The organism is Pseudanabaena sp. PCC 9330 (assembly GCF_055795045.1).
Genome location: NZ_JAYFES010000062.1, coordinates 95,558 through 120,961, shown reverse-complemented (window position 1 = coordinate 120,961; position 25,404 = coordinate 95,558). Strand labels below are relative to the sequence as shown.

The 25,404-nt window shown below is 56.3% G+C and carries 19 protein-coding genes; 13 read left to right on the top strand and 6 right to left on the bottom strand.

Going from position 1 to position 25,404, the window contains the following annotated elements:
• Positions 1-106 precede the first annotated feature (106 nt).
• Entirely contained in the window at positions 107-952 is an 846-nt protein-coding gene (locus AC0QKW_RS03830; protein WP_473149726.1) for a hypothetical protein, read from the top strand.
• 39 nt (positions 953-991) lie between these two features.
• On the opposite strand, the gene AC0QKW_RS03825 is transcribed toward AC0QKW_RS03830, so the two are convergent.
• Positions 992-1,510, bottom strand: coding sequence for a hypothetical protein (locus AC0QKW_RS03825; protein WP_473149725.1), 519 nt, complete (start codon positions 1,508-1,510; stop codon positions 992-994).
• Positions 1,511-1,883: 373 nt separating this feature from the next.
• Between AC0QKW_RS03825 and AC0QKW_RS03820 the strand changes: the two genes are divergently transcribed.
• Positions 1,884-2,798: a branched-chain amino acid transaminase gene (locus AC0QKW_RS03820; protein WP_473149724.1), complete on the top strand. Its 915-nt coding sequence runs from the start codon at positions 1,884-1,886 to the stop codon at positions 2,796-2,798.
• Between the two features lie 107 nt (positions 2,799-2,905).
• On the opposite strand, the gene smc is transcribed toward AC0QKW_RS03820, so the two are convergent.
• A complete protein-coding gene (smc, locus tag AC0QKW_RS03815; RefSeq protein WP_473149723.1) occupies positions 2,906-6,607 on the bottom strand; it encodes a chromosome segregation protein SMC in 3,702 nt (1,233 codons plus the stop codon).
• Positions 6,608-6,922: 315 nt separating this feature from the next.
• Here smc and AC0QKW_RS03810 point away from each other — a divergent pair, with 315 nt between their 5' ends.
• The 3 genes from AC0QKW_RS03810 (at position 6,923) to AC0QKW_RS03800 (ending at position 8,514) form a co-directional block, all read left to right on the top strand.
• A complete protein-coding gene (locus AC0QKW_RS03810) occupies positions 6,923-7,276 on the top strand; it encodes a RuvC family protein (RefSeq protein WP_473149788.1) in 354 nt (117 codons plus the stop codon).
• Positions 7,277-7,375: 99 nt separating this feature from the next.
• Entirely contained in the window at positions 7,376-7,669 is a 294-nt protein-coding gene (locus AC0QKW_RS03805; protein WP_473149722.1) for a YkvA family protein, read from the top strand.
• A complete protein-coding gene (locus AC0QKW_RS03800; protein WP_473149721.1) occupies positions 7,669-8,514 on the top strand; it encodes a metal ABC transporter permease in 846 nt (281 codons plus the stop codon). The genes AC0QKW_RS03805 and AC0QKW_RS03800 overlap by 1 nt, the downstream gene beginning before the upstream one ends.
• Before the next feature lie 73 nt (positions 8,515-8,587).
• On the opposite strand, the gene AC0QKW_RS03795 is transcribed toward AC0QKW_RS03800, so the two are convergent.
• A complete protein-coding gene (locus AC0QKW_RS03795) occupies positions 8,588-9,295 on the bottom strand; it encodes a sulfotransferase domain-containing protein (RefSeq protein WP_473149720.1) in 708 nt (235 codons plus the stop codon).
• A gap of 89 nt (positions 9,296-9,384) precedes the next feature.
• Here AC0QKW_RS03795 and AC0QKW_RS03790 point away from each other — a divergent pair, with 89 nt between their 5' ends.
• Positions 9,385-10,698 (top strand): ABC transporter ATP-binding protein, encoded by a 1,314-nt coding sequence (locus tag AC0QKW_RS03790; protein WP_473149719.1) that lies wholly within the window; start codon positions 9,385-9,387, stop codon positions 10,696-10,698.
• A 144-nt stretch (positions 10,699-10,842) separates the two neighbouring features.
• Here the strand turns inward: AC0QKW_RS03790 and AC0QKW_RS03785 are convergent, their stop codons facing one another.
• Entirely contained in the window at positions 10,843-12,171 is a 1,329-nt protein-coding gene (locus tag AC0QKW_RS03785) for an FG-GAP repeat domain-containing protein (protein ID WP_473149718.1), read from the bottom strand.
• A 411-nt stretch (positions 12,172-12,582) separates the two neighbouring features.
• On the opposite strand from AC0QKW_RS03785, the gene AC0QKW_RS03780 reads away from it, so the two are divergent.
• The 7 genes from AC0QKW_RS03780 to AC0QKW_RS03750 all read left to right on the top strand — a co-directional run bounded on the left by AC0QKW_RS03780 (position 12,583) and on the right by AC0QKW_RS03750 (position 22,325).
• A complete protein-coding gene (locus AC0QKW_RS03780) occupies positions 12,583-13,449 on the top strand; it encodes an ABC transporter permease (RefSeq protein WP_473149717.1) in 867 nt (288 codons plus the stop codon).
• A gap of 130 nt (positions 13,450-13,579) precedes the next feature.
• Positions 13,580-13,960 carry a hypothetical protein gene (locus AC0QKW_RS03775; protein WP_473149716.1) on the top strand — a complete coding sequence of 127 codons (381 nt, stop codon included), beginning with the start codon at positions 13,580-13,582 and terminating at the stop codon, positions 13,958-13,960.
• A 131-nt stretch (positions 13,961-14,091) separates the two neighbouring features.
• The gene (locus AC0QKW_RS03770; RefSeq protein ID WP_473149715.1) at positions 14,092-15,816 is read left to right on the top strand and encodes an FkbM family methyltransferase; all 1,725 of its coding nucleotides are present in this window, start codon (positions 14,092-14,094) and stop codon (positions 15,814-15,816) included.
• Positions 15,817-15,886: 70 nt separating this feature from the next.
• A complete protein-coding gene (locus tag AC0QKW_RS03765; RefSeq protein WP_473149714.1) occupies positions 15,887-19,063 on the top strand; it encodes a glycosyltransferase in 3,177 nt (1,058 codons plus the stop codon).
• A 70-nt stretch (positions 19,064-19,133) separates the two neighbouring features.
• On the top strand, positions 19,134-20,048 hold the full coding sequence (locus AC0QKW_RS03760) for a glycosyltransferase family 2 protein (protein WP_473149713.1): 915 nt from the start codon (positions 19,134-19,136) through the stop codon (positions 20,046-20,048).
• 5 nt (positions 20,049-20,053) lie between these two features.
• The gene (locus AC0QKW_RS03755) at positions 20,054-21,226 is read left to right on the top strand and encodes a glycosyltransferase family 4 protein (protein ID WP_473149712.1); all 1,173 of its coding nucleotides are present in this window, start codon (positions 20,054-20,056) and stop codon (positions 21,224-21,226) included.
• 25 nt (positions 21,227-21,251) lie between these two features.
• A complete protein-coding gene (locus AC0QKW_RS03750) occupies positions 21,252-22,325 on the top strand; it encodes a glycosyltransferase family 4 protein (protein ID WP_473149711.1) in 1,074 nt (357 codons plus the stop codon).
• A gap of 80 nt (positions 22,326-22,405) precedes the next feature.
• On the opposite strand, the gene AC0QKW_RS03745 is transcribed toward AC0QKW_RS03750, so the two are convergent.
• Both AC0QKW_RS03745 and AC0QKW_RS03740 read right to left on the bottom strand, forming a co-directional pair.
• Positions 22,406-22,855 (bottom strand): phosphate-starvation-inducible PsiE family protein, encoded by a 450-nt coding sequence (locus AC0QKW_RS03745; RefSeq protein ID WP_473149710.1) that lies wholly within the window; start codon positions 22,853-22,855, stop codon positions 22,406-22,408.
• 13 nt (positions 22,856-22,868) lie between these two features.
• Positions 22,869-25,106, bottom strand: a complete 2,238-nt coding sequence (locus tag AC0QKW_RS03740; RefSeq protein ID WP_473149709.1) for a molybdopterin oxidoreductase family protein — start codon at positions 25,104-25,106, stop codon at positions 22,869-22,871.
• Positions 25,107-25,404 lie beyond the last annotated feature (298 nt).

Genomic DNA, 25,404 nt, shown 5'->3' with positions numbered 1-25,404 from the left:
TTGAGCCCTTTGCATCTATATCTATGAAATCGTCATGGTAAGGCTTTCCCCTCTCCAACTTTTCGCTCTTTTCTCTGGCCAGAAGCAGGCTAGAGCTGCCAGCACCATGGCCATAGCTGGCCTGTTACTGACAACCCTGGGTTTCTCCACCTTGGCCCAGGCTCAGCCAACAACCCAGCCAACCGCCGCTCAAAGTCAAGGGCAATCTGCGCCCGCAGTTCCCCCACGGCCTGATGCCGTGCCCGATGCGATTGTGCCCGCCACGGCTGGCATCACGAGCCTGCCAACCTATCCCAGTCGAGGCAGCGGCGTCGGGCACCTGCGCCCCGAAGATCTCACCTCCCTGGCTGGCCCCAGCTGGCCCCAAAGCCCCCTGCTTCAGGCAGGCTGGCTGCAAAGCGTAGCTCTGCCCATCTATCCCAGCCCTGGCAGTGACCCTTGGGGCTGGATGATCAACGGTTGGCTGATACCCAACGGGGCTGAGCCCCTTGCCATTGGCCGCGATGCAGGCTTTTCGATGCTGTTGACCGAACGGCAAATCTATACCTTTCCGGTGTTAGAGGTGCGTCCCGACGGCTGGTTTCGCTTTCAGTACACCGCCGCTGGTGACGCCTGGGCCCATACTAGCCACCTCGGCCTCGGGGCCATTGGCCTAACCATAGAACCCTGGTCGGCCTATGTGCGTGATGCCAGCCGCGTAGCCTTTCGTCGCCCGGGGCTATCCCAACCCATGCGAATTAACCCCAGCCCCACCGCCCCTCTCCGGGCACTGGTGGGTTCTAATAGCTTCATTCAACCCCTAGAGATGGACGGTGACTGGTTGCGGGTGCGGGTGACCCAGCCGGTTCAGGGTTGTGAGCCTCTGCCGGGGGCCAGCACCGAAGAAGGGTGGGTGCGCTGGCGTGACGAGGCCAGTATGCCGCTCATGCTGGTGCCTACCAGCGGGTGTTAGCCGCGACCACCCTTGATCTAGAGCCACCCCAAGGGCTGTCTAAGACCCCAGTCGTTCAAACAATCGGCGGCAGCGAATTTTGACCAGTACGTACAGGGGAAACTGGTAATGCTCAGCGATGAGCCACCCCACCATGGCACTGTGAGCTGTCAGCGTTGCCACCGCCCACACCAGCGACCAGTTCAGCCCAGGGGTTTCATCCAGGGGTGGGAAAACGTAGCCCCCCATGGCCACAATGCCCGCTGGAAATAAAATTAAGGCTAAACCCACTACCCATAGGGTGATGGTGATATCGCCTCGGCCCTGGTGCAGGGGCTGCCACCGCCAACCCTGCCATCGCCACCCCATGGGCTGCACGCTGTCGACCACATGCACCGTTTGCTCAGCTAGATTGACATCAAAAATGTGGCGACAAAAGCCGCAGGCGTAGGTATCCATTAACGTCATCGGTTCGATGGTGCCATGGCGACAAACAGGGCACTCATAGGCCTCTGCCGCTCCGAGCTGAAGCCGCCGCTGAGGTCTTTTTTGATCGGTAGATAGCTTGCCACGGCCCATGGGTCATACCTAACCAACGTTCGGAATTTTTAAGTATCAGGAAAATGTTGTCCGCTGAAAAGAACATCACTGAGCAACAGCAGTTTCCCTATGGATAGTCTAGCCGCCCTGATTTACTCCATCGTGAGAACGGCTATGACAATCCATGTACTTTTGCCGCGATGGCCCCAGTCTGTTGGGCTGTTTTAGGTCTGGCTATTGGGAAAGATTGTTGCTCTAGAGCAATGGCCATCGCCTATGAGCCGCTGCTCTGCGCTATGGCTGGTGACGTCAGCAGTGGTTACTCTGGCCCATGGGCCACCGCCATACATTAAATTAAGTCTGTCTATTCAGACTATTCTTATAGAGTGCCCTGTTCAGCTCAGCCCCAGTTATGCCTAACTTTTTACCTGTCGCTTACTTTGAAGGCCAGTTTTGCAACTTTAGCGACGCCAAACTCTCGATCGCAACCCATGCTTTGCACTACGGCACCGGGGCTTTTGGCGGGCTGCGCGGCATTCCTGACCCGGCGGGGGGGAATTCTATTCTGCTGTTTCGCCTCGATCGCCACTGCCAGCGGCTGAGCACCAGTGCCCGACTGCTCAACTACGACCTGCCCGCCGACAAGATTCAGGTGGTGATCGAAGACTTTGTCCGCAAAAACAGCCCTGACAAGTCGTTCTACATTCGCCCGTTTGTGTATACCTCAGACCTGGGCATTTCACCCCGGCTGCACGATGTAGAAAAAAGCTTCTTTGTCTACGGGTTAGAGCTAGGTGATTATCTGTCGCCGGAGGGGGTCACCTGCCGGTTTAGCTCTTGGTATCGCCAAGAAGACCGCAGTCTGCCCCTGAGAGGCAAGATTAGCGGTGCCTACATCACCTCGTCGCTGGCCAAAACCGAAGCCGTAGAGTCGGGCTTTGATGAGTCTATCTTGATGAATTCCCAGGGCAAAGTGAGCGAAGCCTCAGGGATGAACGTGTTCATTGTCCGCAATGGCAGGCTGATCACCCCCGGCTATGAGCAAGATATTCTCGAAGGCATTACCCGCGACAGCATTCTCACCGTGGCTCGTGATCTGGGTATTGAGGTAGTTGAGCGCCCGGTGGATAAGTCGGAAGTGCTCATTGCTGATGAGGTGTTTCTCAGCGGCACGGCGGCAAAAATTACGCCGGTGCGTCGGGTTGAATCTTACACATTGCCTACCCATCGTCCGGTAACCGATCGCCTGCGCGAAAAGCTCACGGCCATCACCGAAGGCCGCGATGACAACTATCAAGACTGGGTCTTCTCTGTCGCGTTGGACTAAGGACAATTCTGACCAAGAAAGTACCCAAGGTTTTTGTTCTGTCCCGAGGGCGCAGACTCGGTTCCCCTACATGGGGATGTCTTCTCGCTCAGAAATCTCCTAAGCATCTAGGGTGTGGCGCTCTGGGCCTCTAGGTCAATGCCGAGCACCTGGGTATAAGCCCCGCGCGCCTGGGTGACGCCGATGGTGCGCTGGGCGGCTTCGATCATGGGGCGGCGCAGGCTGACGACGATAAACTGGGCCTGCTGGGTCTGGTGCTTAATCATGCGTGACAGGCGCTCTACGTTGGCCCCGTCGAGAAACATATCGACCTCGTCAAAGGCGTAAAAAGGCGAGGGTCGATAGCGCTGGAGAGCAAAGATAAAGCTCAGGGCCGTGAGAGATTTTTCGCCCCCGGACATAGAGGCAAGGCGGCGCACGGGTTTGCCTTTGGGGTGGGCCACCAGATTAAGTCCGCCGTTGAAGGGGTCTTCGGGGTCTTCGAGCTGGAGGTGGCCATCGCCGTCAGACAGCTCAGCAAAGATCGATTGAAAGTTGATGTTGACGGCGTCGTAGGCTTCGATGAAAGCCTGTCGGCGCAGGGTGGTAAAGGTCTCGATACGCAGCAGTAGCTCGGTGCGCTCTTCTTCGAGGGTGGTGAGTTTTTGGGTGAGTTCGCCCAGGCGCTCTTCGGTGCGGTTGTACTCTTCTAAGGCCAGCATGTTGACCGGCTCCATGGCCTCCATACGGCGCTGGAGCGATCGCAGCTCTTTGCGAAGCTCCTCCAGATCGGTCTCGGCAGGAATCTCGGGCAGCGGGTCAGGCAGATCTGCCGTCTGGGTGGCCAGGAGTTCCTGAGCTTCGGTTAGCTGCTGACGCCGCTCCTGCTGGGTTTCGAGTAGCTTTTGGCGCTCCCACTCCTGCTGCTGGGTTTGGGTGCGCTGGGTGCGCAGCCGCCCCTCTAGCTCGTCGCGGGCGGCTTTTTCGGTGGCAAGGGTTTGGTCAAGAACGGCCATCTGCTGGCGCAGCTGGGCGACTTCACCATTGAGCGTCGTCTGCTGCTGGGTGAGCTGGGTGAGCTGCTGGTCGCGATCGCGCTGCTGCTGGGCCAGGGTCTCTAGGGTTTGCTGAGCCTGGGTGAGGGCCAGGGCGAGCTGCTGGCGCTGGTTGTGCAGATCTTGCAGGCGGCGCTCGGCGGCCTGGAGTTGTTGCTGGCGATCGCTGAGCTGAGCCTCTAGCTCACCCACTGCGGCCTGGGCCTGCTGCCATTCGCTGTGGGCCTGAGACTGCTCTAGCTCGCTGAGAATCTGCTGCTGACGGGCAATTTCTGCTTCTTGCCCAGGGAGGGAGTCGGCTAATCCTTGCAGGCGGGCTTGGGTATTAGCCAGCTCCTGCTGGCCCTGGGTGAGCTGGGCTTCAAGCTGGGCGCGCTGCTGGGCCTGCTGCTGCTGCTGGCTCTGCTGCTGCTCGCCCGCCAGTTGTAGCTCGCGGTACTGCTGACGTTTGGCAATCAGGCTTTGGGTGAGGGTTTGCAGGGTGGTGGAGCTGGCGTTGAGGTCGCGATCGCAGCGTTCTAGCATCACCTCAATATCGCCCAGCCGCTGGCGCAGAGCCTGGGCCTCAGTCGACTCTGCCGGTTCTACGGTGCCAAAGTGCAGACTGCCCGATCGGGCCGAAATGTTGCCCCCGGTCATGGCACCGCTGGTTTCGAGCACTTCGCCCTCTAGGGTAACGATGCGGTAGTCGCCCAGGTACTGCCGGGCGGTGGCCAGATTGTCAAAGACTACGGTGCTGCCGAAGGTGTAGCCAAAAATATCGCGGTAGCGGGGGTCGCAGTCGATCAGGTTGACGGCATAGTCGAGAAACCCATCGGGACGTTTCCAGTCGGGCACCGGGGTAAACCGGGGGGCGCGAATTTTGTTTAGGGGCAAAAAGGTGGCCCGCCCGGCCCGTCGCTGCTTGAGAAACTCGATGCCCTTGGCCGCCACCTGGTCGTTCTCTACCACCAGGTAGCCCAGACGCGCCCCAGCGGCGATCTCTAGAGCCAGCTGAAACTTGGGGGCAACCCGGCCCAACTGGGCCACCAGCCCGCTAATGCCGGCAATGCCGCTGTCGAGCAGTAGCTTGGTGGCGTGGGTGCCCTGGCTCTCTTGCAGGGCCTGGGTTTGGGCTTCGAGCTTGTCAAGCTCGCGCTGTTTGTCGCGCTGCTCTTTGAGCAGGCGGGTTTGGGTGTCGCGCTGCACCGAGAGCTCGGCTTCGGCGGCGGCAATTTTAGCCGCTATGGTTTGAATTTCGGCTTCGGCTTTGGCCGAGCGCTGGGCCAGGCTAGAGTCCTCAGCTTCCTGGGGGGCGTCCCCTAGGGTGCGGCTCTGCTCGGTGAGGGCGGCAGTCTGTTGTTCGAGCTGGCGCAGGCGCTCTTGCAGGCGAATCTGCTCGGCCCGCTGGGGCTCGACGGCTGCCCGTAGGGTTTCGATCGCCTGACGAATCTGGCTCTGCTGTTGCAGGCTGGTTTGAGATGCGGAGGCGATCGCCAGGGTAGCCTGTCGGCGCTCCTCCAGCGCTTTTTGCACCTGGTTTTTGGCCTCGGTCAGCGCCACTAGCTCACCGGTGGTGAGTGATTCAAGCGTCTGCCCCACCTGCTCTAGTTCGCGCTGCTGCTGGAGCTGGGCGATTTCGGTGTCGCGGCGCTGGGCCGCTCCCTGATTGGTGGCGGTGCGATTTTCTTGCTGCTGACGCTGGAGCTGGCGCAGCTCGGCCTCGTGGGTGGCCACCTGGGCTTGCAGGGCCAGGTGCTCGTCTTCGCCCATGGCTCGAATGCGGGCATTGAGGGTAGCTAGCTCGGCTTCTAGGGTGGCGATCGCCCCCTGCCCCTGGGTTATGGCCTCAGCCAGCTCAGTAGACTTGGTTTCACCCTGTTCTAGGGTTTGGTGCAGGGCGGCGATCGCCCGCTGTTGAGCCTGCCACAGCAGCACCGCCTCCCACTGGCTCTTGGTCTGAAAGGTTTCCTTCAGCTTTTGATACTTCTCGGCCTTTTGCCGGTCTTGGGCCAGGCGCTCTAGCTGGGTTTGCAGCTCGCGCTCCACAATGCGAAAGCGCTCTTCGTGGTCGCGCACGGCATCGAGCTTGCCCCGCGCCTGGTCAATTTTGCGATCGAAGGCCGCCACCCCAGCTAATTCGTCGATAATCTCTCGCCGCTCGCGGGAGTTCATTGAGATAATGCTGGTGACATCGCCCTGGAGCACCACATTGTAGCCCTCGGGGTAGACATGGAACTTTTGCAGCTGCTCGTGGAGCTGGTTGAGGGTGCAGGGCTCGCCGTTGATGTAGTAATTGGAGGTGTAGGTGCCCTGGCTGGTCACCCGCAGTCGGCGAGTGACGCTCCACTCGAGGCCGACGGGTAGGCGCACCACGTTGTCGGCTGGGGCCGTTTCAGAAATCTCCAGGTTGGGGGAGCTGCCGTTGTGGCCGTTGGTGGCGGCGATCGCCCCAGACCCGTTTGCCCCTGCGCCGTTGCTCGTCACCCTACTGTCACCCTCGTCCCCTTCGGTCAACAGATCGGCGGGCACATCGCCGAGGTCAAAGGTGACGGTGACGCTGGCCTCAGAGGTGGTGCGACGGCTCATCTGGCTCTGGTTGACCAGATCGGGCAGGCGATCGGCCCGCATGCCCTTTGAGCTGGCCAGGCCTAGGCCAAACAGCAGCGCATCGAGAATGTTGGACTTGCCCGAGCCATTGGGGCCAGATATGACAGTAAACCCAGGCAACAAAGGAACCTGGGTCGTACCACCGAATGATTTAAAGTGAGACAGCTCAACGCGCTTGATGTGCACTGGCCAGCGTTACCTTCAGGCTCAAAACAAGTGTACTACAAAGTCTTGTTTTTCTGGGCTTGGATCTGGTTTCTTCACCTTTCTCCTTTCCAGGACTATTGCCGCCTAAGTTTAGTGCAATTCCCATGCTTTGTACGCCAGGGCTGCGTGAGCTGTGGCGTGGCGATCGCAATTTTCTGAGCAACCGAGACCCCAGTGGCACAATAGAGAAGACCTTAACCGCCTCTCTCTGTGAGCCAGCCTACTCTGCGCCCTCTGTCTCAACCGGTGATACTGGGTTTTGACCCAGGAAAGCAAAAATGTGGCCTGGCGATTATGGGGCTCGATCGGGCGCTGTACTATCAGCAGGTGGTCAGTGCTGAGTCTGTGATCGATGAGATTTCGGAGCTGCGCCGACAGTTTCCCATTTCTATTGTCGTGCTGGGTGACCAAACGGCGTCTAAAGGCTGGAAAGATGCCCTGGGTGAGCTGCCTGACCCGCCGCGCATCATGCTGGTAGATGAGCGTTACTCAACCCTAGAGGCTCGCGATCGCTACTGGCAGATGTACCCCCCTGCTGGACTAGCGGGGCTAATTCCCCAGGCATTGCGCACCATCCCCCGGCCCATTGACGACATCGTGGCCATTCTGCTGATTGAGCGATACCTGCAGCGTCTGACCGGTGAATAGGCTGTCCCCAGTAATGAAAATCAAATCTGGTATCTTTGTCCCCTGAAGCCTGCTGCGTTCTCTAAGCTCCTTGAATTCGTTTCCTCTGCCCCCCTCCCCATGAAAATTCCCTTCTTTACTAAGATCTACAGTGCTCTGATCAAACATCCTCGCTACCGGTGGGTGGTGATGGGGGCATCGCTGATCTATCTGATTAGCCCGATCGACTTTTCTCCCGACCTGATTCCCATTGTCGGCTGGGTGGATGACGGCGTGGTCGCCACTCTGTTGGCCACCGGCATTACCCAGGTGTTACTCGATCGCCGCCGGGCCATGCAACGGCAAGCCGATTCAGATACCAAGGGCACCGCCCTCGATGCCGCTGCCCTTGCCCCCGATGGGGAGGACTCGTAATGGACTGGCTGCTTGCTCCTCTTCAATACGACTTTATGCGCCAGGCGCTGCTGGCCAGCGTCTTGGTGGGCATTCTCTGCCCGATTGTCGGCACTTACCTGATTGTGCAGCGCATGGCCATGCTGGGAGATGTAGTGGCCCACGGAGTACTGCCTGGTTTGGCGATCGCCAGCTTTTTCGAGCTTCCCATTTTGCTCGGTGCCTTTGTCATGGGTCTGTTTAGCACCGCCGTGATCGCCTGGATTCGCACCCAGTCGCGCCTCAAGGTCGATACCGCCATGGCCATCACTTTTTCGACCTTTTTTTCCCTGGGTATTACGCTTTTGACGGTGCTGCCCAGCCGGGTTTCCTTAGAGCAGCTGTTGTTTGGCGACATTCTCAGCATCAACGCCAGCGATGTGGGGCAAATTGCTGCGATCGCCTCTCTGGTACTAGTCGGCGTCGTCTTGTTCTATAAAGAACTGCTCTTCTTTACCTTTGACCCCCTCGGGGCCGAGGCGCTGGGCCTACCCGTCACCCGCATTAACTTGGGCCTGATGGCGGCCATTACCCTGGCGATCATCGCTGGCATCAAGACCGTCGGCGTTATTTTGGTGGTCGCGCTCATGGTTGGCCCCGCCGCCACCGCTTACCTGCTGGTCACCAAACTCCACTGGATGATGGCCCTCGGCGCAATGTTTGGGGTGCTGTTTGGGGCGATCGGCATGTACAGCAGCTACTACTTAGATATTCCATCGGGGCCTGCGATCGGGTTAACGGTATTTGGCGGCTTTTTGTGTTCTCTATTGTTTAGCCCCCGTCAGGGCATTTTGACTCGCCGCCTAAAGCATTTTGGTGAAAATTGAAAATGCCCAGTAAATAATACGAGTGCAAGCAGCAGCTGCGCTAGTGAAGATCCTGATCGCGAGTCCGATCCAATTAAACAGTTGACAAGCTGTATCCTTGCTCTTTTATCCATCCTGCTGCTTGCTTTTCAATTTGCGCAACATCTTCTTGAGAAAGCTCACTTTTCCATCGGCCTATTTGACCAGAGTGAATATGATTTACGTGCAGCAGCGAATGCTGGTCAAACTGATAGCGATCGCTCTCGCAAATCGCTTGACTACGCTCAATACGTGCTTTCTGCTTCTCTAACGAAAAATCTGTTGCAATCTGCTGCGTTTGATCAGAGGTCACATTAATCCCTAGGTGCTGAGCAATTCTCAACACCTCCTCAGGCAAGTCTTCCATGACAGTTTCATACTTAGATATCAACACCCTAGGTAGTTGACTCCAGTGATAATAGTTGTCAAGGCAGATTTGAATAAATCCGCTATCTAGAAGCTCCTTTGGAGAAATATTCTCCTTGACCATTTGTGATGTAAAAGCATCACGGATATCGCGATAGATGTAGACCCCAATAGCGTTGGCCCGCTCAAACTCCTCAATCATGTCCTGAGTACAGATGTGAGTCTTAAAGACTTTCCAATCTCTATCCTGGCTTAGCTGGCTTTGGAGATCTGGAAAATCCTTAGCTTCTGTCCAGGGCAGTCGACGCCCTAGCTGAGCGTCTTCGATCAGGTGAGCTACAATCTGATACTGCAACGTCGAAGCTGAGCGCATCATTCCGCCGCAAAAGACCCACATGGCCCTGTCCTTATTAAAATGAAAACCTGAAATGTATTATAGCTTATAGGCTGAGCCGCCCTGACCATCCTGAGATTAAATAAGTAGCTATGCAGTCAGACATTGCCATTGACATTCAAAATATTTCAAAGTGCTATCGACGTTATCATCACCCCGTTGATCGATTAAAGGAGCTTATCTTCCCAGGGCAATCCAAAGGACAGGAATTTTGGGCCTTGAGCGACGTTAGCTTTCAGATTAAAAGAGGAGAATCCTTAGGAATACTAGGGCAAAATGGATCGGGCAAAAGTACTCTTCTTCAGGTCATAACCCAGACGTTAAGCCCTACGTCTGGTCGCATAGATGTTCAAGGTAGAATCTCGGCTTTGTTAGAATTGGGTAGTGGGTTTAACCCAGATTTTACCGGTCGGCAGAATGTGATAGTTAATGGCCGAATACTGGGTTTTAGCAGGCAAGATGTCGAAGGTAAGCTAGAAGAAATTATTGAATTTGCAGAGATTGATGATTTTGTCGATCAGCCAGTTCACACCTACTCCAGTGGTATGTTTGTTAGGCTCGCTTTTGCGGCAGCAGTAGTTTGGGAACCAGAAATTCTAATTGTAGATGAGGCATTAGCTGTGGGGGATATCTTCTTTCAGCAAAAATGCTTTGCTCGAATAAAAACCTTGCAAGAAAAAGGAGTGACTATTTTGTTTGTCAGTCATGACACTCAGAGTATTCTGTCTCTATGTAATCGAGCTGCTGTTTTAAGTCACGGCAAATTGACTTACCTTGGAGATGCTCCGTCAGCAGTGGAAAGATATTTTGAATTGTATTATATGAGCCACGCAGGTGAACCACAGCATAATAGGCTCAAGCCTGGTAATTTAGATCTAACCAATAGGCTCACAGACAAAAAAGAACAAGATGCTTCTACCCCACTCCCCTTCATAACTAACTTTTCTGAGAAGAATCGCTATGGCATAGAGGCCAATCTGATTGAAGGCTTTTGTGTCACTGGTATTGATGGTCAATCTAAAGCGACCTTTTTAAGTGATGAAGAGCTGATTATCTCGGTCAAGTTGGCAACTCATTCTGAAGAGCTGGCCCCTCTGAACGTGGGTTTTCACCTTAAAGATCGACTCGGTCAGATCATGATCGGTAGTAACCTTAAAAAGATGGCGACCTCACTGATGCCTCATGCGCCAGGCACTTCTTTCATTTGTCAGTTTCGATTTCGCCCCCAGATAGCACCGGGTGAATATAGTCTAGATATTGCTGTAGCTGAATATATGCTTGAGGCTCAAAAAGTCTATGATTGGATTAATGGAGCCTTAGTCATTACATTAATAGATAGTAGAACATCTCAAAAACAGGGTGGACTCTGTCGCCCTGATATGGAGCTTAATGTCTATGAAATATAGCTCGCTATCCTAAGCTGGATAGCGAGCTATATCTTAGCTGCTTTGATTATTCAAAGCTGGCTCTATATTGCGAGACGTACCTGCGGATAGACTTGTTGCTAAAGACTATCCACAAGTGCGATTGAAACTTAGGCTACAAGAAGATCATGCAGGGATCTGGGGAAAAGGCGGCACGGCAAAGTCTGGCTGGGTGAATGGAGCCAGCCAGCCGTCGGCGGCATTGATTGTGCCAACAATGCCTCGCTGAAATGCCTGGCCATTGCTGCCTAGCAGCCAAGTGCCAACCTCTTGAGTTGTGCTATTAAAGAAAGCTAAGTCAGCAATGCCATCGCCATTGTTGTCTCCGCTAGCGAAGAACTCCCACCCAGCGCCGCCTGTGCCGATAGACTGCTGGGCAATAGGAGGGTTAGTGCCGTCTAGGAGCCACACTGCAAACTCTGTTGTTCCATTCTCGAGCGAACGGTTAAACAAAAGGTCAGCCTTACCATCGCCGTTAAAGTCATTGTGATCGAGTAGCTCCCAATCAGAATTGGTTGAGCCTCCTACGACACCCCTGCTCAGAGCCTGAGTTCCGTTCATTGTCCAAATGCCGTAGGAGTTCCCTCCGCCTTCCTGCGCCTGGACAAAGAGAAGATCGGCATTGCCGTCGCCATTGAAGTCGTTAGTATCGAACAACTCCCAACCGGCTCCTGCTGTGCCAATGCCAGCGCGACTTAGGCTCTGATTTCCATTCTGAGTCCAAATACCAATATTAGTTGTGTCTCCACCAGCATCTTGGGTAAACAGCAGGTCGGTGGTGCCGTTACCGTCAAAATCGTTGGTATTGGCCAACCTCCAACCTACTCCGGCACTACCGATAATCTGCTGACTAACGGCAGTGTTATTTTGCATCAGCCAAAGGGCAATATCAGTCGTACCTGTCCCCTCGTTATTCCGCAGGAAGAGGAAATCGGTTGAACCGTCTCCGTTATAGTCACCCAGAGGCCCTTGACCTTCAATATTATAAAGGAATGAATCTGCCCACTCTTCGCGAACAAGAGCATTGGTGCCATTAGAGTTAAGTATAGGCTGCTGCCCAGTGACCCCAGTGCCATCCATAAACCAGGTGAACAACTCATACCCTTGAAATGTAGACGGGTCAAGAGGGTTAGAGAAAAGCAGGCTACTAAAAATCTGATCTGTCTTGCCGTCGCCGTTAAAATCTGGGAACAGCGGCGCTGGACCACTGAAAATGGTGTTGACAGGGCCAGCGAATCCAGGAATAAAGCCGTCGCCTAGTAGGCCGAAATCTGCATTTGCATAGGTAAATAACCCGCCAACAGTCGCTTTTATTGGGAAAAGGCCGTTGGCGGGATCTGAGAGCCAAACCGATAATTGACCCCGATCAGGCGCAACCTCCCGGAAAAAACCTAGATCGGCTGTACCATTGCCGTCGTAGTCAACGGGTATCAATTTGTTCTGAAGGACAGACATAGAATACCTTTCTAAATTAGATTCACTTACTACTCAAAAATCGAGCATCCTTCTAAGAAGGCACCAATAACCAGGCTATCTTGAGCTGTCTCAGCTTCCTTACCTCCTAGGAGTTCAGCGGGTTAATGCTGCAGAATTTGGAGATTTGGAAGCTAGCCTAGGGTTGATTCAGGCTTATAGAGAAGGCAGGCCTGTGAGGCCCCGATAACCCTGTACGTCTATCCTCTAGAGCCATAGCTCTAGAGGATAGATCCCAAAAGCATCTTAGTTTAGAAGTCTAGCTTGGGGTAGCTCCGGGGGATGAATTTATATTGAAGAAAGCGTTATTTGCTTTTTTCGGCATCATCTCGTTGATTCAAATGCCCACTTAGAACTGGTATCATCTAGAATCTTACAGAGACTGTGCAAGTGATGCATAAAGTAACGAAGGTGTTCAAAGAGTTGAATCTGACACGTCTACTTGTGCAGGGGTTGCCGTTCTTTAAGACACAGGTATTCAACTTAGAGTTGCTGGTGCTCTTGGTGCAGCGAGATCTGGCTGCTAGATATAAGGGCTCTGTTCTTGGCAACTTTTGGCCTTTGCTCAGCCAGCTGTCTCAGCTCCTGATCTATACCTATGTTTTTTCTATTGTATTGCAGGTCAAGCTTAGTCTTCCAGGGCAGCAGGCAGATAGTCCTTTAGCCTTTGGCCTTTGGCTGTCTGCCGGTCTGATTCCCTGGATCGCCGTAAACACCGGTCTGGTGCAAGCGTGCACCGCAGTGACCAGTCAGCCCAACTTGGTTAAAAAAGTTGTGTTTCCCCTATCTCTTTTGCCCTTGATACCGATTGGGGCAACGTTTCTCGAGAGTACGATGGGGCTGATGTTGCTGGTTGTCTTTGTGGCGCTGCTGCTGAGCACGGTGAAAGTGACGCTGCTGCTGTTGCCGGTGGTTTGGGGTGTGCAGATTTTGCTGACGGCGGGGTTGGGGTATTGGCTGGCTGGTCTGACAGTGTTTTTACGCGATATTCCGCAGCTAGCGGTGGTAGGGCTCAACCTATGGTTTTACGCGACGCCGATCATTTATCCTATGGATTTGATCCCAGGCGCTTTGGTTCCCTGGGTGCGCTGGTTAAACCCGATGTCGGCTGTAGTTAATGTCTACCGGGACATAATTCTCATTGGTGAAGTCACTCACTGGCGAGAGTTGGGGGGGGCGTTGGCGATCTCGGGGGGGCTATTTGCTTCGGGGGTTTTGCTTTACAGGCGTTTGCGGCCAGGGTTTGCGGATGTGCTCTAGGGTGGGCAGTGCTTTAGTGTAGTCTCTGGATCTCCGCCGCCGCAGAATCAACAGGGTGATTTGGGTGGGGCAGGGGCAACGGACAGGGGGCACCCTTTATGAGGCCAAATTTAAGGGTTTGAGGGCAGCTATGCTGATTGTCGATATTGGTTTCCCCAGCGATAAGACATCGTCTCTGGTCTATGCTGAGGATGAGAATAATCTGGTGTATGTGATTGCGCCTACGCCTTCTCAGGCTAGGGAGACCGAGGCCCACTTGCGCCCCAACCTTCGCGTTTTGGGTTTGTCTCTGGGAGAGGATGATCGCGATCGCCCTTCGGCATCGGCCGATTTTTCATCCTCGGTGGGTGATGCTGTGGTGCCAGCGATAGATTTAGCGACGTTGATGGCGCAGAACCACATCGTTGACGTAGATTTGCTGCGAATTAGTCGCTCATGCTTCAGCTTGGCGATTCTCAGTTGCAGATACAGAAATCCTATGGCCTTACCTGGCGTCTTCGTCGCCGGGTAAGGCTTGGCTCCTGACTAGATTTATTCCCTCTGGGGTGATCCTATCGTCGAGGCCCTGCCCATCGTTGATGTTTAAAGCTGACGCCGTTGTTCCCCTAGGGTTTCTGTCGAATGGGGCGACGGCGTCAGGTTATGCTAGTTTTGCCCTCAGCGGTCTTCGAGCTGAAGGCATTGGTTAACGGCGATCGTTGCTCTGCCAAAACCCTGGGTCGATCGATTTTGTGGATGTCTATGTTGATTATTGATATCGGGGCAGCAGAGGGAGACGATTTTTCGGTTGCCTATGCTGCAGATGAGAAAAATCTGGTTTATACTCTAGCCTCAAGTCAGACGGCAGCAGCTCACCTGCAAGCTCATCAGCGTTCTAACCTGCGGGTGTTTTGTTTGCCCCAGGGTGCAGAGGGAGCTGAGCAGACCCCAGCTCCTGAGGTAAATCCTAGAGGTGCAGATCTAGATCTCAATGCATTTATAATCCAGCAGGCGATTGCCGAAGTTGACCTGTTGCGTCTGTCAGCGGCTAGCCCTGGGCTCCAAATCCTGAAAAGTGCGGGTGACTTGATTCACAATATCAAATGTATTCGGCTTATCCTGGCTCCAGCGGCAGCCAAGGAAAGTGGTAATTCACCTAACAGTCTCATTGCCCATCTAGAAGCCGTCGGATTTCGGTGGTCTGGGAGTCAACTATTAGCCCCAGATTACCACCCTAGTCTCGACTTTATCAGGGTGCACCGCTACGCTAAAGACCAGAGCCAGGCCACGACATTTGAAGTTGAAATTCCCTATGTGGGCGTTGTTGCTACCCCCAAACAGGATTTAGTGGGACGGTTGTTAGAACAATACCTGTTTGAGGGGCCTGAGCAGGCTTTTTTGTGGTTATATCTCAGACCTGGAGATACCTTTTTTGACTGCGGTGCCCATGCGGGGGTATATTCTTGTATCGCTGCTCGGCAGTTGCAAAACCAGGGGCAGATCGTGGGTTTTGACCCAAACCCCGACAACCTGGCACTCTATCGTCAAAACCTGGAGTCGTTGGGCTGTAGCTGTTTTACGGCCCTGGCTGTGGGGTTATCTGACCATGCGGGGGAGGCACCCTTTTTCTTGGGTAAGGATGGGCTGTCGGCCTACGGCACCTTTGCCGACGGTGCCAAGGCCCACGCCGAGATCGGCCAAGAGAGCATTGTCGCCCGGCAGGTCACGCTGGATGGTGTGATTGAGCGCATGAACATCGGGGAGGTAACCCTGGCCAAGCTCGATGTAGAAGGCTGGGAAGTGCCGGTACTGGTGGGGGCAACTCAATCTATCCATAAGGGTCTGTTACCGGTGTGGATGATTGAATTTACCGAAGAAAATGCGATCGCAGCAGGCAGTAGCACCCGTGCCCTAGCCGATCTGCTAGAAGGCCTAGGCTATACCCTGTGTCGGTTTGACCCCACGCGGCTGTGCCTGGTGGTCGAAACCAGACGCCTGAGCTATGCCTACGACAACCTGTTCGCTGTGGCCGACGTAGATCAGGTCAATGGGCGGTTGGCGATGGCGAGTGCAGCGGATAGAACTGTCGCAAAAGCTATTGTCGATCGCTGGGATGCAGCCCAACGACTGCAAGAGGTCGAGATGCTGCTGGGGGTGTGCGAGCGAGACCGGGCTGACCGCCTCGACGCCCTCAGCCGCTGTGAGCGAGACCGGGCTGACCGCCTCGACGCCCTCAGCCGCTGTGAGCGAGACCGGGCTGACCGCCTGTTAGTCATTGAGAAGCAGGCCGATCAAATTGCCCAGTATGAGAAGCTTTTGCCGCTGATTGCTCGCGTCCGCCAGGTTTGGCGATCTTTTATAGGGCTGCGGGGCGGTCGTTCAGAGTAGCGATTGCCCCGCAGCCCTGGTCAAGCGAGACCCGTAATTAAGCACAGAAACTTACTTTAGAGTAGAACCGATGGGAAAAAAACTGCCGTTGATCAGTGTTCTGGTGCCGTCCTTTAACCAGGGACAGTTTCTCCGGCAGGCGTTAGACAGCATCTTTGCTCAGGGTTATCCCAACCTGGAGGTGGTGGTCATGGATGGCGGGTCGGTCGACGACAGCGTGGCTATCATCCAGACCTACGCCGACCGGCTGACCCACTGGCAAAGCCAGCCCGACGGCGGGCAGGGAGCCGCCATCAATGCGGGAATGCAGCACTGTTCAGGGGATCTGGTAGCTTGGCTGAACTCCGATGATTGGTACTACGGTTACTGCCTGTGGACAGTAGCTCACGCTTACCAGCAACTGCCCGATCGCGGTCTCTACATCGGCAATGGTCTTCGCTACCGCCAGCAGACGGGGCAGTATCTGCCATTCTGTAAGCAGCAAATGGCATTTAGCCGCGAGGCCCTGGCCTTTGGCCTCGACTATGTATTGCAGCCCTCGGTCTTTTTTGCTCGCCAGGCCTGGGATCAGGTGGGTGGCCTCAACCCCAAGCTACAGTACTGTATGGATTGGGACATTCTGATCCGCATCAGCAACACCTATTCCGTAGCCCTAATCGACGACATGCTGGCGGTCAGCCGCGAGTACCCAGCTACTAAAACCAGCAGTGGCAAACTCAAGCGGGCCTACGAAATTGCTGCCATGGTGGCCGAGCACACCGGACAAGAGTTGACCCCCGGCACCGCCCACTACCTGCTTGAAACGCTGCTCGACATCACTACCGTAGGCAGTCTAGATTTCTTATCTCATTCCCTCTATCGCGCTATGGCCGATGTTCATCACCACTTTGAGGCTCAGTACGGTAGCAAAGATGGCTTTCCTCAGAACAGCGACCCTCAGGATGTTAGTTATCTACCCCTGGCCCAGGGGCCTGCTCAGGGCATTGTACAGCAGCGACTGACCCAAGCCCTTCTGCCTACCATTAGTCTGGTCGTACCCTCTTTTAATCAAGCCCAGTTTTTGACGCAAACCCTAGAGAGCATCTTCAACCAGGGCTACCCCAACCTAGAAGTACTGGTCATGGATGGTGGCTCCACTGATGGCAGCGTGGAAATTATTCAGGCGTACCAAGAAAAGCTGGCCTATTGGCAGTCGCAGCCTGACAAAGGGCCGGCAGATGCCATTAACCAGGGGTTCGCCCGTGCCCAGGGAGATATTGTTGGCTGGCTCAGCTCCGACGATCTGCTGGCAGAGGGGGCACTGTGGGCTGCGGTGGATGCATTTTTGGCCGACCCCAGCCTTGACCTGGTGTACGGCAACGCCCTCTATGTAGACGAACACACCAAGGCATTTTTGGCCGACCATGGCACTCACCGCACCAGCCTCTACTACGGCCAGTTTCAGCCCCTCAAAAAAATTCCTCTGTACTGGTCCTACGTCCATGCTGTACCCCAGCCGACGGTGTGCTTTCGCCGGAGCCTGCTGAGTCGAGTGGGTAACCTCGATGAACGCTACAACTTCATCTTTGACTTCGAGCTGTTTTACCGCATGGCGCAGGTGGCGCAGATCAAAAAACTAGAGCGGGTGCAGGCGTTTTACCGCATCCACACCAGTTCTAAAACCAGCTACTGGAGCGCCTTTTTAGTAGAGCTGTACCGGTTTAGTCGCCCCCGGTGGCCTGCGATCGCATCGCCGGAGTTTCGCGCTACCCTCAAGAGCTTTCTCCAGTACTATCTCAAAGCCAACTATGGCCATTACCGCCGCCACGATCCACGGTTTTTGCTGGTGGCGCTAGTGATTGGCCTGAGTGCCGTCACTGGGGTCGGCAACCCAGAGGCGCTGGAGGACTGGATTGTGCGGTACAAGCAGAGGAAGTCCTCCGCTAATCTCCAGGCTAGCGCGCCTGCCCCGGCTCTGCCTAGCTTGCCTCTGCCGGAGGTCACCTATGCCATACCCACTGCGGCAGTGCGCTATCGATCGCTGTTTTGCTCCTTCTTTCTGCCCTTGCACCCTGGCTACTCTGGCGGTGAAATCCGAGACTTTCATATTCTGAGACACCTGTTGTCGGTCAGTCAGGTGAGCTTCTTGGGCTGGCAGGAAAACCCCTACCAGGATCGCGCTGATATTCTGAAGACGCATCTCAGCCAGTATCTGACGCTGGAGGCTGTGCCGTCGGAGCCAGTGCCCCCTGCGCCGCAGGTAAAACGGCGCTACCACCACGATGTTGAGCATCTTTTACCCCGCAGCCAAGGCCTAGCCCCGCTAGTGCGACAGGCGTTAGCAGAAACGCAGCCTGACTTTCTGTTTGTCAGCCCCCAGGTCAACCCGATCTTGCTCAGCGTCACCACCGCTGCCCCCAATTTGCGCACCATCATGGCCTCTTATGATGTGGAGCTAGTGCGGGTGCAGCGCATGACCCACGGCCAGCGCCAGTGGATTAAGCCCAAAAGCCTGGTGCAAGCCTACCGAGAGCCTCGACGTGCCGCTCGGTTTGAGCGCGATAACCTGGCCCATTACGACGGCATTATCGCTGTTAGCGAGCTTGACAAGTCAATTTTTGTGGCCGAGTACGGCTTTGAGCCGGAGCGGGTGCTGGTGGTGAACAACAGCGTCGATACTCAGTATTTTGGGTTTACCGACCGGTGGCCGACCGATCAGCCTAACATTACCTTCGTGGGGAGTTTGACCTATCCGCCCAACCGCCAGGCGGCATTGCGGCTGATTCAAACCATCATGCCTTTGGTGAGACAGCAGCAGCCCCAGGCTTGCCTCTGGATTGTAGGTCAGGGCCCCGGTGAAGAGCTACTGAGCTTTAGCGATGGCAAGCAGGTGGTTGTCACGGGCAAAGTAGAGGATGTGAGGCCTTACTTGGCTCAGTCGGTGGCCATAGCAGCACCGTTGTCGTCGGGCAGTGGCACTAAATACAAAATCTTAGAGGCGCTGAGTGCTGGGGTGCCTGTGGTCTGTTCTAGCTTGGCCCTGGAGGGGTTAAACTTGACACCCGGTGTGCATTTGCTTCAGGCCGATGACGATCAAGCGATAGCAGCGGCTCTGCTGCGGCTGATGGCAGACCCAGCATTGGGGGCTGACTTGGCACAGCAGGGACGGGAGCTGATCGACCGGGAATATGCCTGGGATATGAGCCTACAAGGCATTGGCCCCTGGCTTGATGCGATCGCCCGGTTGCCCAAACGCACCGCTCGGTAGCGGCTGCTTTGCGACTGCTGACTCCTGAGCTGTGGAGAGAATCTGACTGAGCCGTTTATCTTCCACTGTTATGGCCCTTACGTTTAGCGTCATCACCCCTTCCTATAACCAGGGGCAATTTATAGAGAGAACGATTCAGTCAGTTCTGATGCAGCCAGATATAGAGTTTGACTACGTGATCTGCGACGGTGACAGCACCGACGAGACGGTGGCCATTTTGCAGCGGTATGCCGATCGCCTCAGATGGGTGAGCGAGCCCGATGGTGGCCAGGCTGACGCCGTGAACAAGGGGCTGGCCATGACCAGCGGCGACATCATTGCTTGGCTAAATTCTGATGATGTTTACTACCCTGGAGCCCTGGCCAAGGTGGCGACAGTGTTTGAGGCGCACCCTGCCGTTGAAGTGGTCTATGGCAAGGCCGATTGGATTGACGCCCAAGACGCGGTGCTCAAGCCGTTTCCGACCGAACCCTGGAGCTATAGCCGACTGAAGCAGGCCTGTTTTCTCTGCCAGCCCGCTGTTTTTTTCCGGCGATCGCTGGTTGACCGCTACGGCAACCTCGATCAAGCCCTTCAGTACTGTATGGATTACGAGCTTTGGCTGAGATATGGTCAGCAGGCGACTGTCTACTACCTACCCGAAAAGCTGGCGGGCTCAAGAATGTACGCTGCCAACAAGACCATGGGGCAGACCCTGACGGCCCACTCCGAAATTAACCATATGCTGGAGGCTAAGCTGGGGACAATTCCGGCTAACTGGCTGCTTGGCTATGCCTTGGTTAAGGTCGAAAAGAATCACGGCATCAGCCGCTACGATCGCAGTCAAACCCTCCGCTTTGTGTCTTTGCTGGTGCAGTACTCCTGGCGAGAATTGATGGCGCACAACCGGCTGGCACTGGTAAAAATTGGCCCCAAAATGCTGTTTTGGCTGCTGGTGCCTGATCGAGCTTGGTTTAGGCGAGAAGATATTTTGGCGTTGGTCTAAGGGCTATGGTCAGAGTTGTGGTCGATGCGACGCCAGTGTTGCCCAAACCCAGCGGCGTGGGGCTGTACGTGCTGAATCTGCTGGCGGCGCTGCGATCGCTGCAAGCTGCCGAAGGCTTTAGCCTTGGGGTGGCCTACCAGCCCAGCCTCAAGCACTGGCTACAGGGCAACCTCGCCCTGCCGGAGACCTTGACAGGCTTTGAAGATGTCACAGTGCTGCCGGTGCCGGTGCGGTTGCTCAACCTCTTGGCGAGCCTTCCCAACAACCCGGTGCTTGGTCAATTAGAGCAGCGCTTTGGGCGGCCAGAGATCTACCACGGCACCAACTATGCGGTTTACCCCTGTCGTCACAGTCTGCGGGTGATGACGATCTACGACCTGTCCTTTTTGCGCTACCCGGAGTACGTTACGGCGGTGGTGCGCACCTACGGCCAGCGGGTGCGTCAGTGCCTGGGCTGGACTGATCTGGTGGTGACTATTTCTGAAAGCTCGAAGCGCGACATCGTAGAGCTGCTGGGGGTGCCGCCAGAGCGGGTTTGGGTGACGCCCCTGGCCAGTCGCTACGCGGCAGATACCCAGGGGGGCAGCCGCGAGATGCGCCCGTTGGATCTGGGCGATTCGCGGAGCGATCCGTCCCGGAATCGCCCCTACATTCTCTTTGTCAGCACCTTAGAACCGCGCAAAAACGTGGTGCGGCTGATTCAGGCCTTTGACCAGCTCAAAACCGATCGCCAGATCGATCACCAGCTGGTGCTGGTGGGCCAAAAGGGCTGGCAGTACGAGCCCATTTTTGAGGCGATCGCAGCCTCGCCCTGGCGGCACCACATTCGCCACCTCGACTATCTTTCTGACGCGGAGGTGGCCTACTGCTACGCCCATGCCGACCTGCTGGCCTACCCCTCGCTCTACGAGGGTTTTGGGCTGCCGGTGCTAGAGGCCATGACCCTGGGCTGCCCGGTGGTGACCGCCAACACCTCGTCGCTGCCGGAGGTGGCGGGAGACGCAGCGCTGCTTGTAGATCCGCTGAATGTAGAAGAACTGGCGACGGCGATCGCCCGAGTGGTGGGCGATCGCACCCTGCGGCAGTCTTTGATTGATCAGGGGCACCGCCAGGCGGCTGAATTTTCTTGGGCTCGTACTGCCCAGACGACCCTCAGCGCCTATCGTTCATTGCTGTGATCTCTTATTGTCTTCCCTTTGGCCTATGAACTCGGCCTCCCTGTTGATCAATCTCTCTTTTGTGCCGAGCCAGCCCACGGGGCTAGCCGTCTACGCCCTCAACCTAATGCAGCACCTGCCTAGGGAGGATAGCTGTATTCTGAGCGATCGCGAGATTCCCGGTCACCGCTCTCTGCCGTCCCCCAGGGGGGCAACCACCGAGGCCGGTAAGTGGGGCCATGCCCGGCGACTACTGTGGACCCAGTTTCAACTTCCCAGGGTATACCGCCAGCTCAAGGCTAACCTGCTGTTTTCACCCGTGCCCGAGGCACCACTGTGGTCAGGGTGTCGCACAGTGGTCACGGCCCACGATTTAATTCCGCTGCGCTTTCCCCAGCGGGGCTCGCCGCTCACCCTATACAGTCGCTACTATCTGCCCCAGGTGCTGCGCCAGGCCGAGCATATCATCTGCAATTCTGAGGCCACCCGGCAGGATATTCACCAGTTTTTTGGTGCCCTGCCGGGGCCGACAACGGTGGTGCCTCTGGCCTACGATGCCAGCCACTATCGCTGGCTGGATTTGCCGCGACAGCCCTATTTTCTCTATGTCGGTAGCCACTACACCTATAAAAATCTAGGGAGACTAATTGAGGCTTTTGCCCAGACAAAACTGCCCGACTTTAAGTTGTTGATTGCTGGTGTGCCTGACTCCCGCTATACGCCAGCCCTGCAATCTCAGGTGGAGGCGATGGGCCTAGGCGATCGCGTGCAGTTTCTGGCCTACGTACCCGACGACGATCTGCCCCGGTTGCTCAACCAGGCGATCGCCCTGGTGTTTCCCAGTCTTTGGGAAGGGTTTGGCCTGCCGGTGCTCGAAGCCATGGCCTGCGGCACCCCGGTGATCACCTCAAACCTGTCATCGCTGCCCGAGGTAGCGGGAGATGCGGCTCTGCTGATTGACCCCTACAGCGTCGGTGAGCTGGCCGAGGCGATGAATACGATCGCCAGCGATCGCCGTCTCTGGACGACGCTGCATCAGGCCGGATTAGCCCGAGTTAAGGCCTTTAGCTGGGAAAAAACCGGGCGTCAGACCAGCGACATTCTGCAACAGTATCTGTGATGTGGCGTGAGCATGTTTGAACCTTCAAACATGCTCACGTTTCGAGAAAAGCTGGATGGCCCGAGGTCGCTCTGGGCCTGCTAACGATGGCTAGTGCGCACAATCCAATAGCTGATCGCCAGGGCAAAAACGGCGATCGCCAGCCCGATCAACGTGGTGCCAGACACCTTAGCTAAATCGAGAATAATAAATTTTCGCCCGACGGCGGTGAGGGCGGTGGCAATTACCAGCTCCACCTGAACCACGTGTTTTTGAATGTAGGCGGTGATGTTTTCTAAAATCTCTAGGGCGATCAGCACCGTCAAGAACAGGCCAAAAACATCGATCACGGTTTGGCCGAGAAAAGCACCGGGGCTGGTGGTAAAGATCGCCTGCACTAGCACCACTGCCAAATCAAACACGATCGCCAAAATAACGACCACCATGCCCAAGGAAAGCACCTTGGAGACACTGCCTTCAAACTGGTGTAACCGCAGCAAAAAGGTCTCATTTTTGAACTGGTCGATCAGTCGTCTGGCCCGGTTCGCCATAGAGGTGAGGTGATCAGGGAGTGGGTGCTGCTGAGAGAATAGACGATTCTGCAGCCTGGGGTAAAGTCCCGGTGGCCATCACCGGGGTGGCGTCGGCGATCGCCACCGGCACCACCTGCACCGCGCAGGCTTTCAGCTCGGGCTGACCTGAGGTCGGGCAGGCGACCGGGTGGGTGAGGGTGTTGCACTCGGCCTCGTCGGCCCACAAGCTGCCCCAGTGCATGGGCACAAACAGCGTGCCCCGGCGAATGTTTTGGGTGACTAGTAGCGGCAGGCGGACATGGCCTCTGGGCGATCGCACCTCTACCCATTCTCCCCCCTGCACTTTGAGCTGTTGGGCATCGCGGGGGTTGATCTCTAGAAACGGGGCCGGGTGCATTTTTTGAATTTTTTCAATGCGGCCAGTGCGGGTCTGGGTGTGCCAGTGGCCGTAGAGCCGCCCAGTGGTCAGCACAAAGGGATACTGGTCGTCGGGCGGTTCTGCTAACCCGTTAGAGTGCAGGGCCGCAAAGCGGGCGCGACCGTCGGCGGTATTGAATATGCCTCGGGTGTAGAGCCGCTTATCGTGGCGGCTGGCGGCAGTGGAGGGAGTTTCAGGATTGGGGCAGGGCCACTGGATGGGGCCGAGGTCGCGCAGGCGATCGTGGCTGAGACCGGTGATGTCGCAGGGCTGGCCCTGGGTAATGGCGGCAAACTCAGCGTACACCTCGGCGCTGTTGGCAAAGACAAACTGGTCGGCAAAGCCCAGGCGACGGCCCACCTCGGCAAAAATTTCCCAGTCGGGGCGGGCCTCGCCGGGGGGCGGGCGAAAGGCCGGGCAGAGGGTGACCACCCGCTCAGAATTTGTCATGGTGCCGGTCTTTTCGCCCCACTGGGCAGCGGGCAGCAGCAGATGGGCAAACTCGGCGGTTTCGGTGGGGTAGTAGGCGTCTTGGTAAACGGTAAAGGGCGACTGGCGCAGGGCGGCCTTGGTGCGGTTGAGGTCAGGCAGGCTGACGGCGGGGTTGGTGGCGGCAATCCACAGCAGGCCCACCCGCTGGTGTTCCAACGCCAGCATCATCTCGCCCACGTTGAGGCCCGGTGTCGTAGACATGTGCCCAGCGGGGAGATGCCAGAACTCCTCCACCTGGTGGCGGTGGTCGGCGTTGGTGACCAGTCGGTAGCCCGGCAAAATATGCGAAAGCCCCCCGGCCTCGCGGCCCCCCATGGCGTTGGGCTGGCCGGTGAGGGAAAACGGCCCCGCCCCCGGTCGGCCAATGTTGCCGGTCATCAGGTGCAGGTTGATCAGCGATCGCACCTTAGCCGTGCCCTCGGACGATTGATTCAGCCCCATTGACCACAGCGACAGCACAGACTTTGCCTTGGCCCAGCCATGGGCGGCGGCTTCTAGGTCGGCTACGGTAATGCCGCAGCGATCGGCCACAATTTCTGGCTCGTAGTGGCGCAGCACCTCGGTGTAGGTGGCAAAGCCCTGGGTGCAGCCGTCGATAAACTCGGGGTCGAGGGCACCCCAGCGCAGCAGTAGATGACCAATGCCGTTGAGCAGGGTAATATCTGTGCCGGGGCGAATCGCTAGGTGCAGGTCGGCGGCCTTGGCGGTGTCGGTGCGACGGGGGTCAACCACGATCAGCTTGACGTGGCCATGGCGCTTGTGGTGTTTCTTCAGACGATTAAACACAATCGGGTGGCACTCGGCGGCGTTGGTGCCGATCAAAAAGGCGCAGTCGGTGGCCTCTAGATCGTCGTAGCAGCAGGGCGGGCCGTCACTGCCAAAGCTGTGCATGTAGCCTGCCACTGCCGACGACATGCACAGCCGCGAGTTGGCGTCGAAGTTGTTGGTACCCAGACAGCCCTTCACCAGCTTTTGGGCCACGTAGTAGTCTTCGGTTTGAAACTGGCCTGAGCCGTAGACGCAGATGCCGTCGGCCCCCATGGTGTCACGCACCGTCTGTATACGGCTGACGATCGCCTCCAGCGCCACCTCCCAGCTCACCCGCTCAAAGGGAGCATCTAGCGAGGCCCGCAGCATGGGGTACTTGAGCCGATCGCGATCGAGCGACTCCGCCACCGTCGCCCCCTTGACGCACACCATGCCCTTGCTAGATGGATGGGTGCGATCGCCCCGCGTCTGCCACAGAGGCACACCCGCAGCATCGCGATTGGTTGGCTTATTGAGCTGGGCCGGAGGCAACACTTCCAGGCCGCAACCCACGCCGCAGTAAGGACACAGGGTTTTGGCAGGGTCGGTCATAGGGGAATAGGGGGGGAAGGGGTAGAGATACTGGTTATGGCTGAGCACTGCCCCTTTTCTGAAGGGGGCCATAGCAAGAACGATGGCCAAAAGAAATTGGGGGGATCAAATCTTGAACCTGGAGAACCCTACTGAAGTGAGAATGCCTAACTGCTTAAATGTCTTCAAGAGATCCCCCCTGCCCTCCTTAAAAAGGGGGGGACGTGACTAGCTTGTGAGTGGCAGTAGAGATAAGATCCGGCCCTGCTTTGGCAAGCTATGGTGAAACCTTGATAGACGATCTCGCCACTGGCCCATC

Bases quoted from the DNA above. Each gene is read 5' to 3' on its own strand.
- AC0QKW_RS03790 (WP_473149719.1), top strand. From the start codon at position 9,385: ATGCAGTCAGACATTGCCATTGACATTCAAAATATTTCAAAGTGCTAT.
- AC0QKW_RS03765 (WP_473149714.1), top strand. From the start codon at position 15,887: ATGGGAAAAAAACTGCCGTTGATCAGTGTTCTGGTGCCGTCCTTTAAC.
- AC0QKW_RS03745 (WP_473149710.1), bottom strand. From the start codon at position 22,855: ATGGCGAACCGGGCCAGACGACTGATCGACCAGTTCAAAAATGAGACC.
- AC0QKW_RS03795 (WP_473149720.1), bottom strand. From the start codon at position 9,295: ATGTGGGTCTTTTGCGGCGGAATGATGCGCTCAGCTTCGACGTTGCAG.
- AC0QKW_RS03755 (WP_473149712.1), top strand. From the start codon at position 20,054: ATGGTCAGAGTTGTGGTCGATGCGACGCCAGTGTTGCCCAAACCCAGC.
- AC0QKW_RS03780 (WP_473149717.1), top strand. From the start codon at position 12,583: ATGCATAAAGTAACGAAGGTGTTCAAAGAGTTGAATCTGACACGTCTA.
- AC0QKW_RS03820 (WP_473149724.1), top strand. From the start codon at position 1,884: ATGCCTAACTTTTTACCTGTCGCTTACTTTGAAGGCCAGTTTTGCAAC.
- AC0QKW_RS03830 (WP_473149726.1), top strand. From the start codon at position 107: ATGGCCATAGCTGGCCTGTTACTGACAACCCTGGGTTTCTCCACCTTG.
- AC0QKW_RS03810 (WP_473149788.1), top strand. From the start codon at position 6,923: ATGGGGCTCGATCGGGCGCTGTACTATCAGCAGGTGGTCAGTGCTGAG.
- AC0QKW_RS03750 (WP_473149711.1), top strand. From the start codon at position 21,252: ATGAACTCGGCCTCCCTGTTGATCAATCTCTCTTTTGTGCCGAGCCAG.
- AC0QKW_RS03800 (WP_473149721.1), top strand. From the start codon at position 7,669: ATGGACTGGCTGCTTGCTCCTCTTCAATACGACTTTATGCGCCAGGCG.
- AC0QKW_RS03760 (WP_473149713.1), top strand. From the start codon at position 19,134: ATGGCCCTTACGTTTAGCGTCATCACCCCTTCCTATAACCAGGGGCAA.
- AC0QKW_RS03770 (WP_473149715.1), top strand. From the start codon at position 14,092: ATGCTAGTTTTGCCCTCAGCGGTCTTCGAGCTGAAGGCATTGGTTAAC.
- AC0QKW_RS03775 (WP_473149716.1), top strand. From the start codon at position 13,580: ATGCTGATTGTCGATATTGGTTTCCCCAGCGATAAGACATCGTCTCTG.
- AC0QKW_RS03805 (WP_473149722.1), top strand. From the start codon at position 7,376: ATGAAAATTCCCTTCTTTACTAAGATCTACAGTGCTCTGATCAAACAT.
- AC0QKW_RS03825 (WP_473149725.1), bottom strand. From the start codon at position 1,510: ATGGGCCGTGGCAAGCTATCTACCGATCAAAAAAGACCTCAGCGGCGG.
- AC0QKW_RS03740 (WP_473149709.1), bottom strand. From the start codon at position 25,106: ATGACCGACCCTGCCAAAACCCTGTGTCCTTACTGCGGCGTGGGTTGC.
- AC0QKW_RS03785 (WP_473149718.1), bottom strand. From the start codon at position 12,171: ATGTCTGTCCTTCAGAACAAATTGATACCCGTTGACTACGACGGCAAT.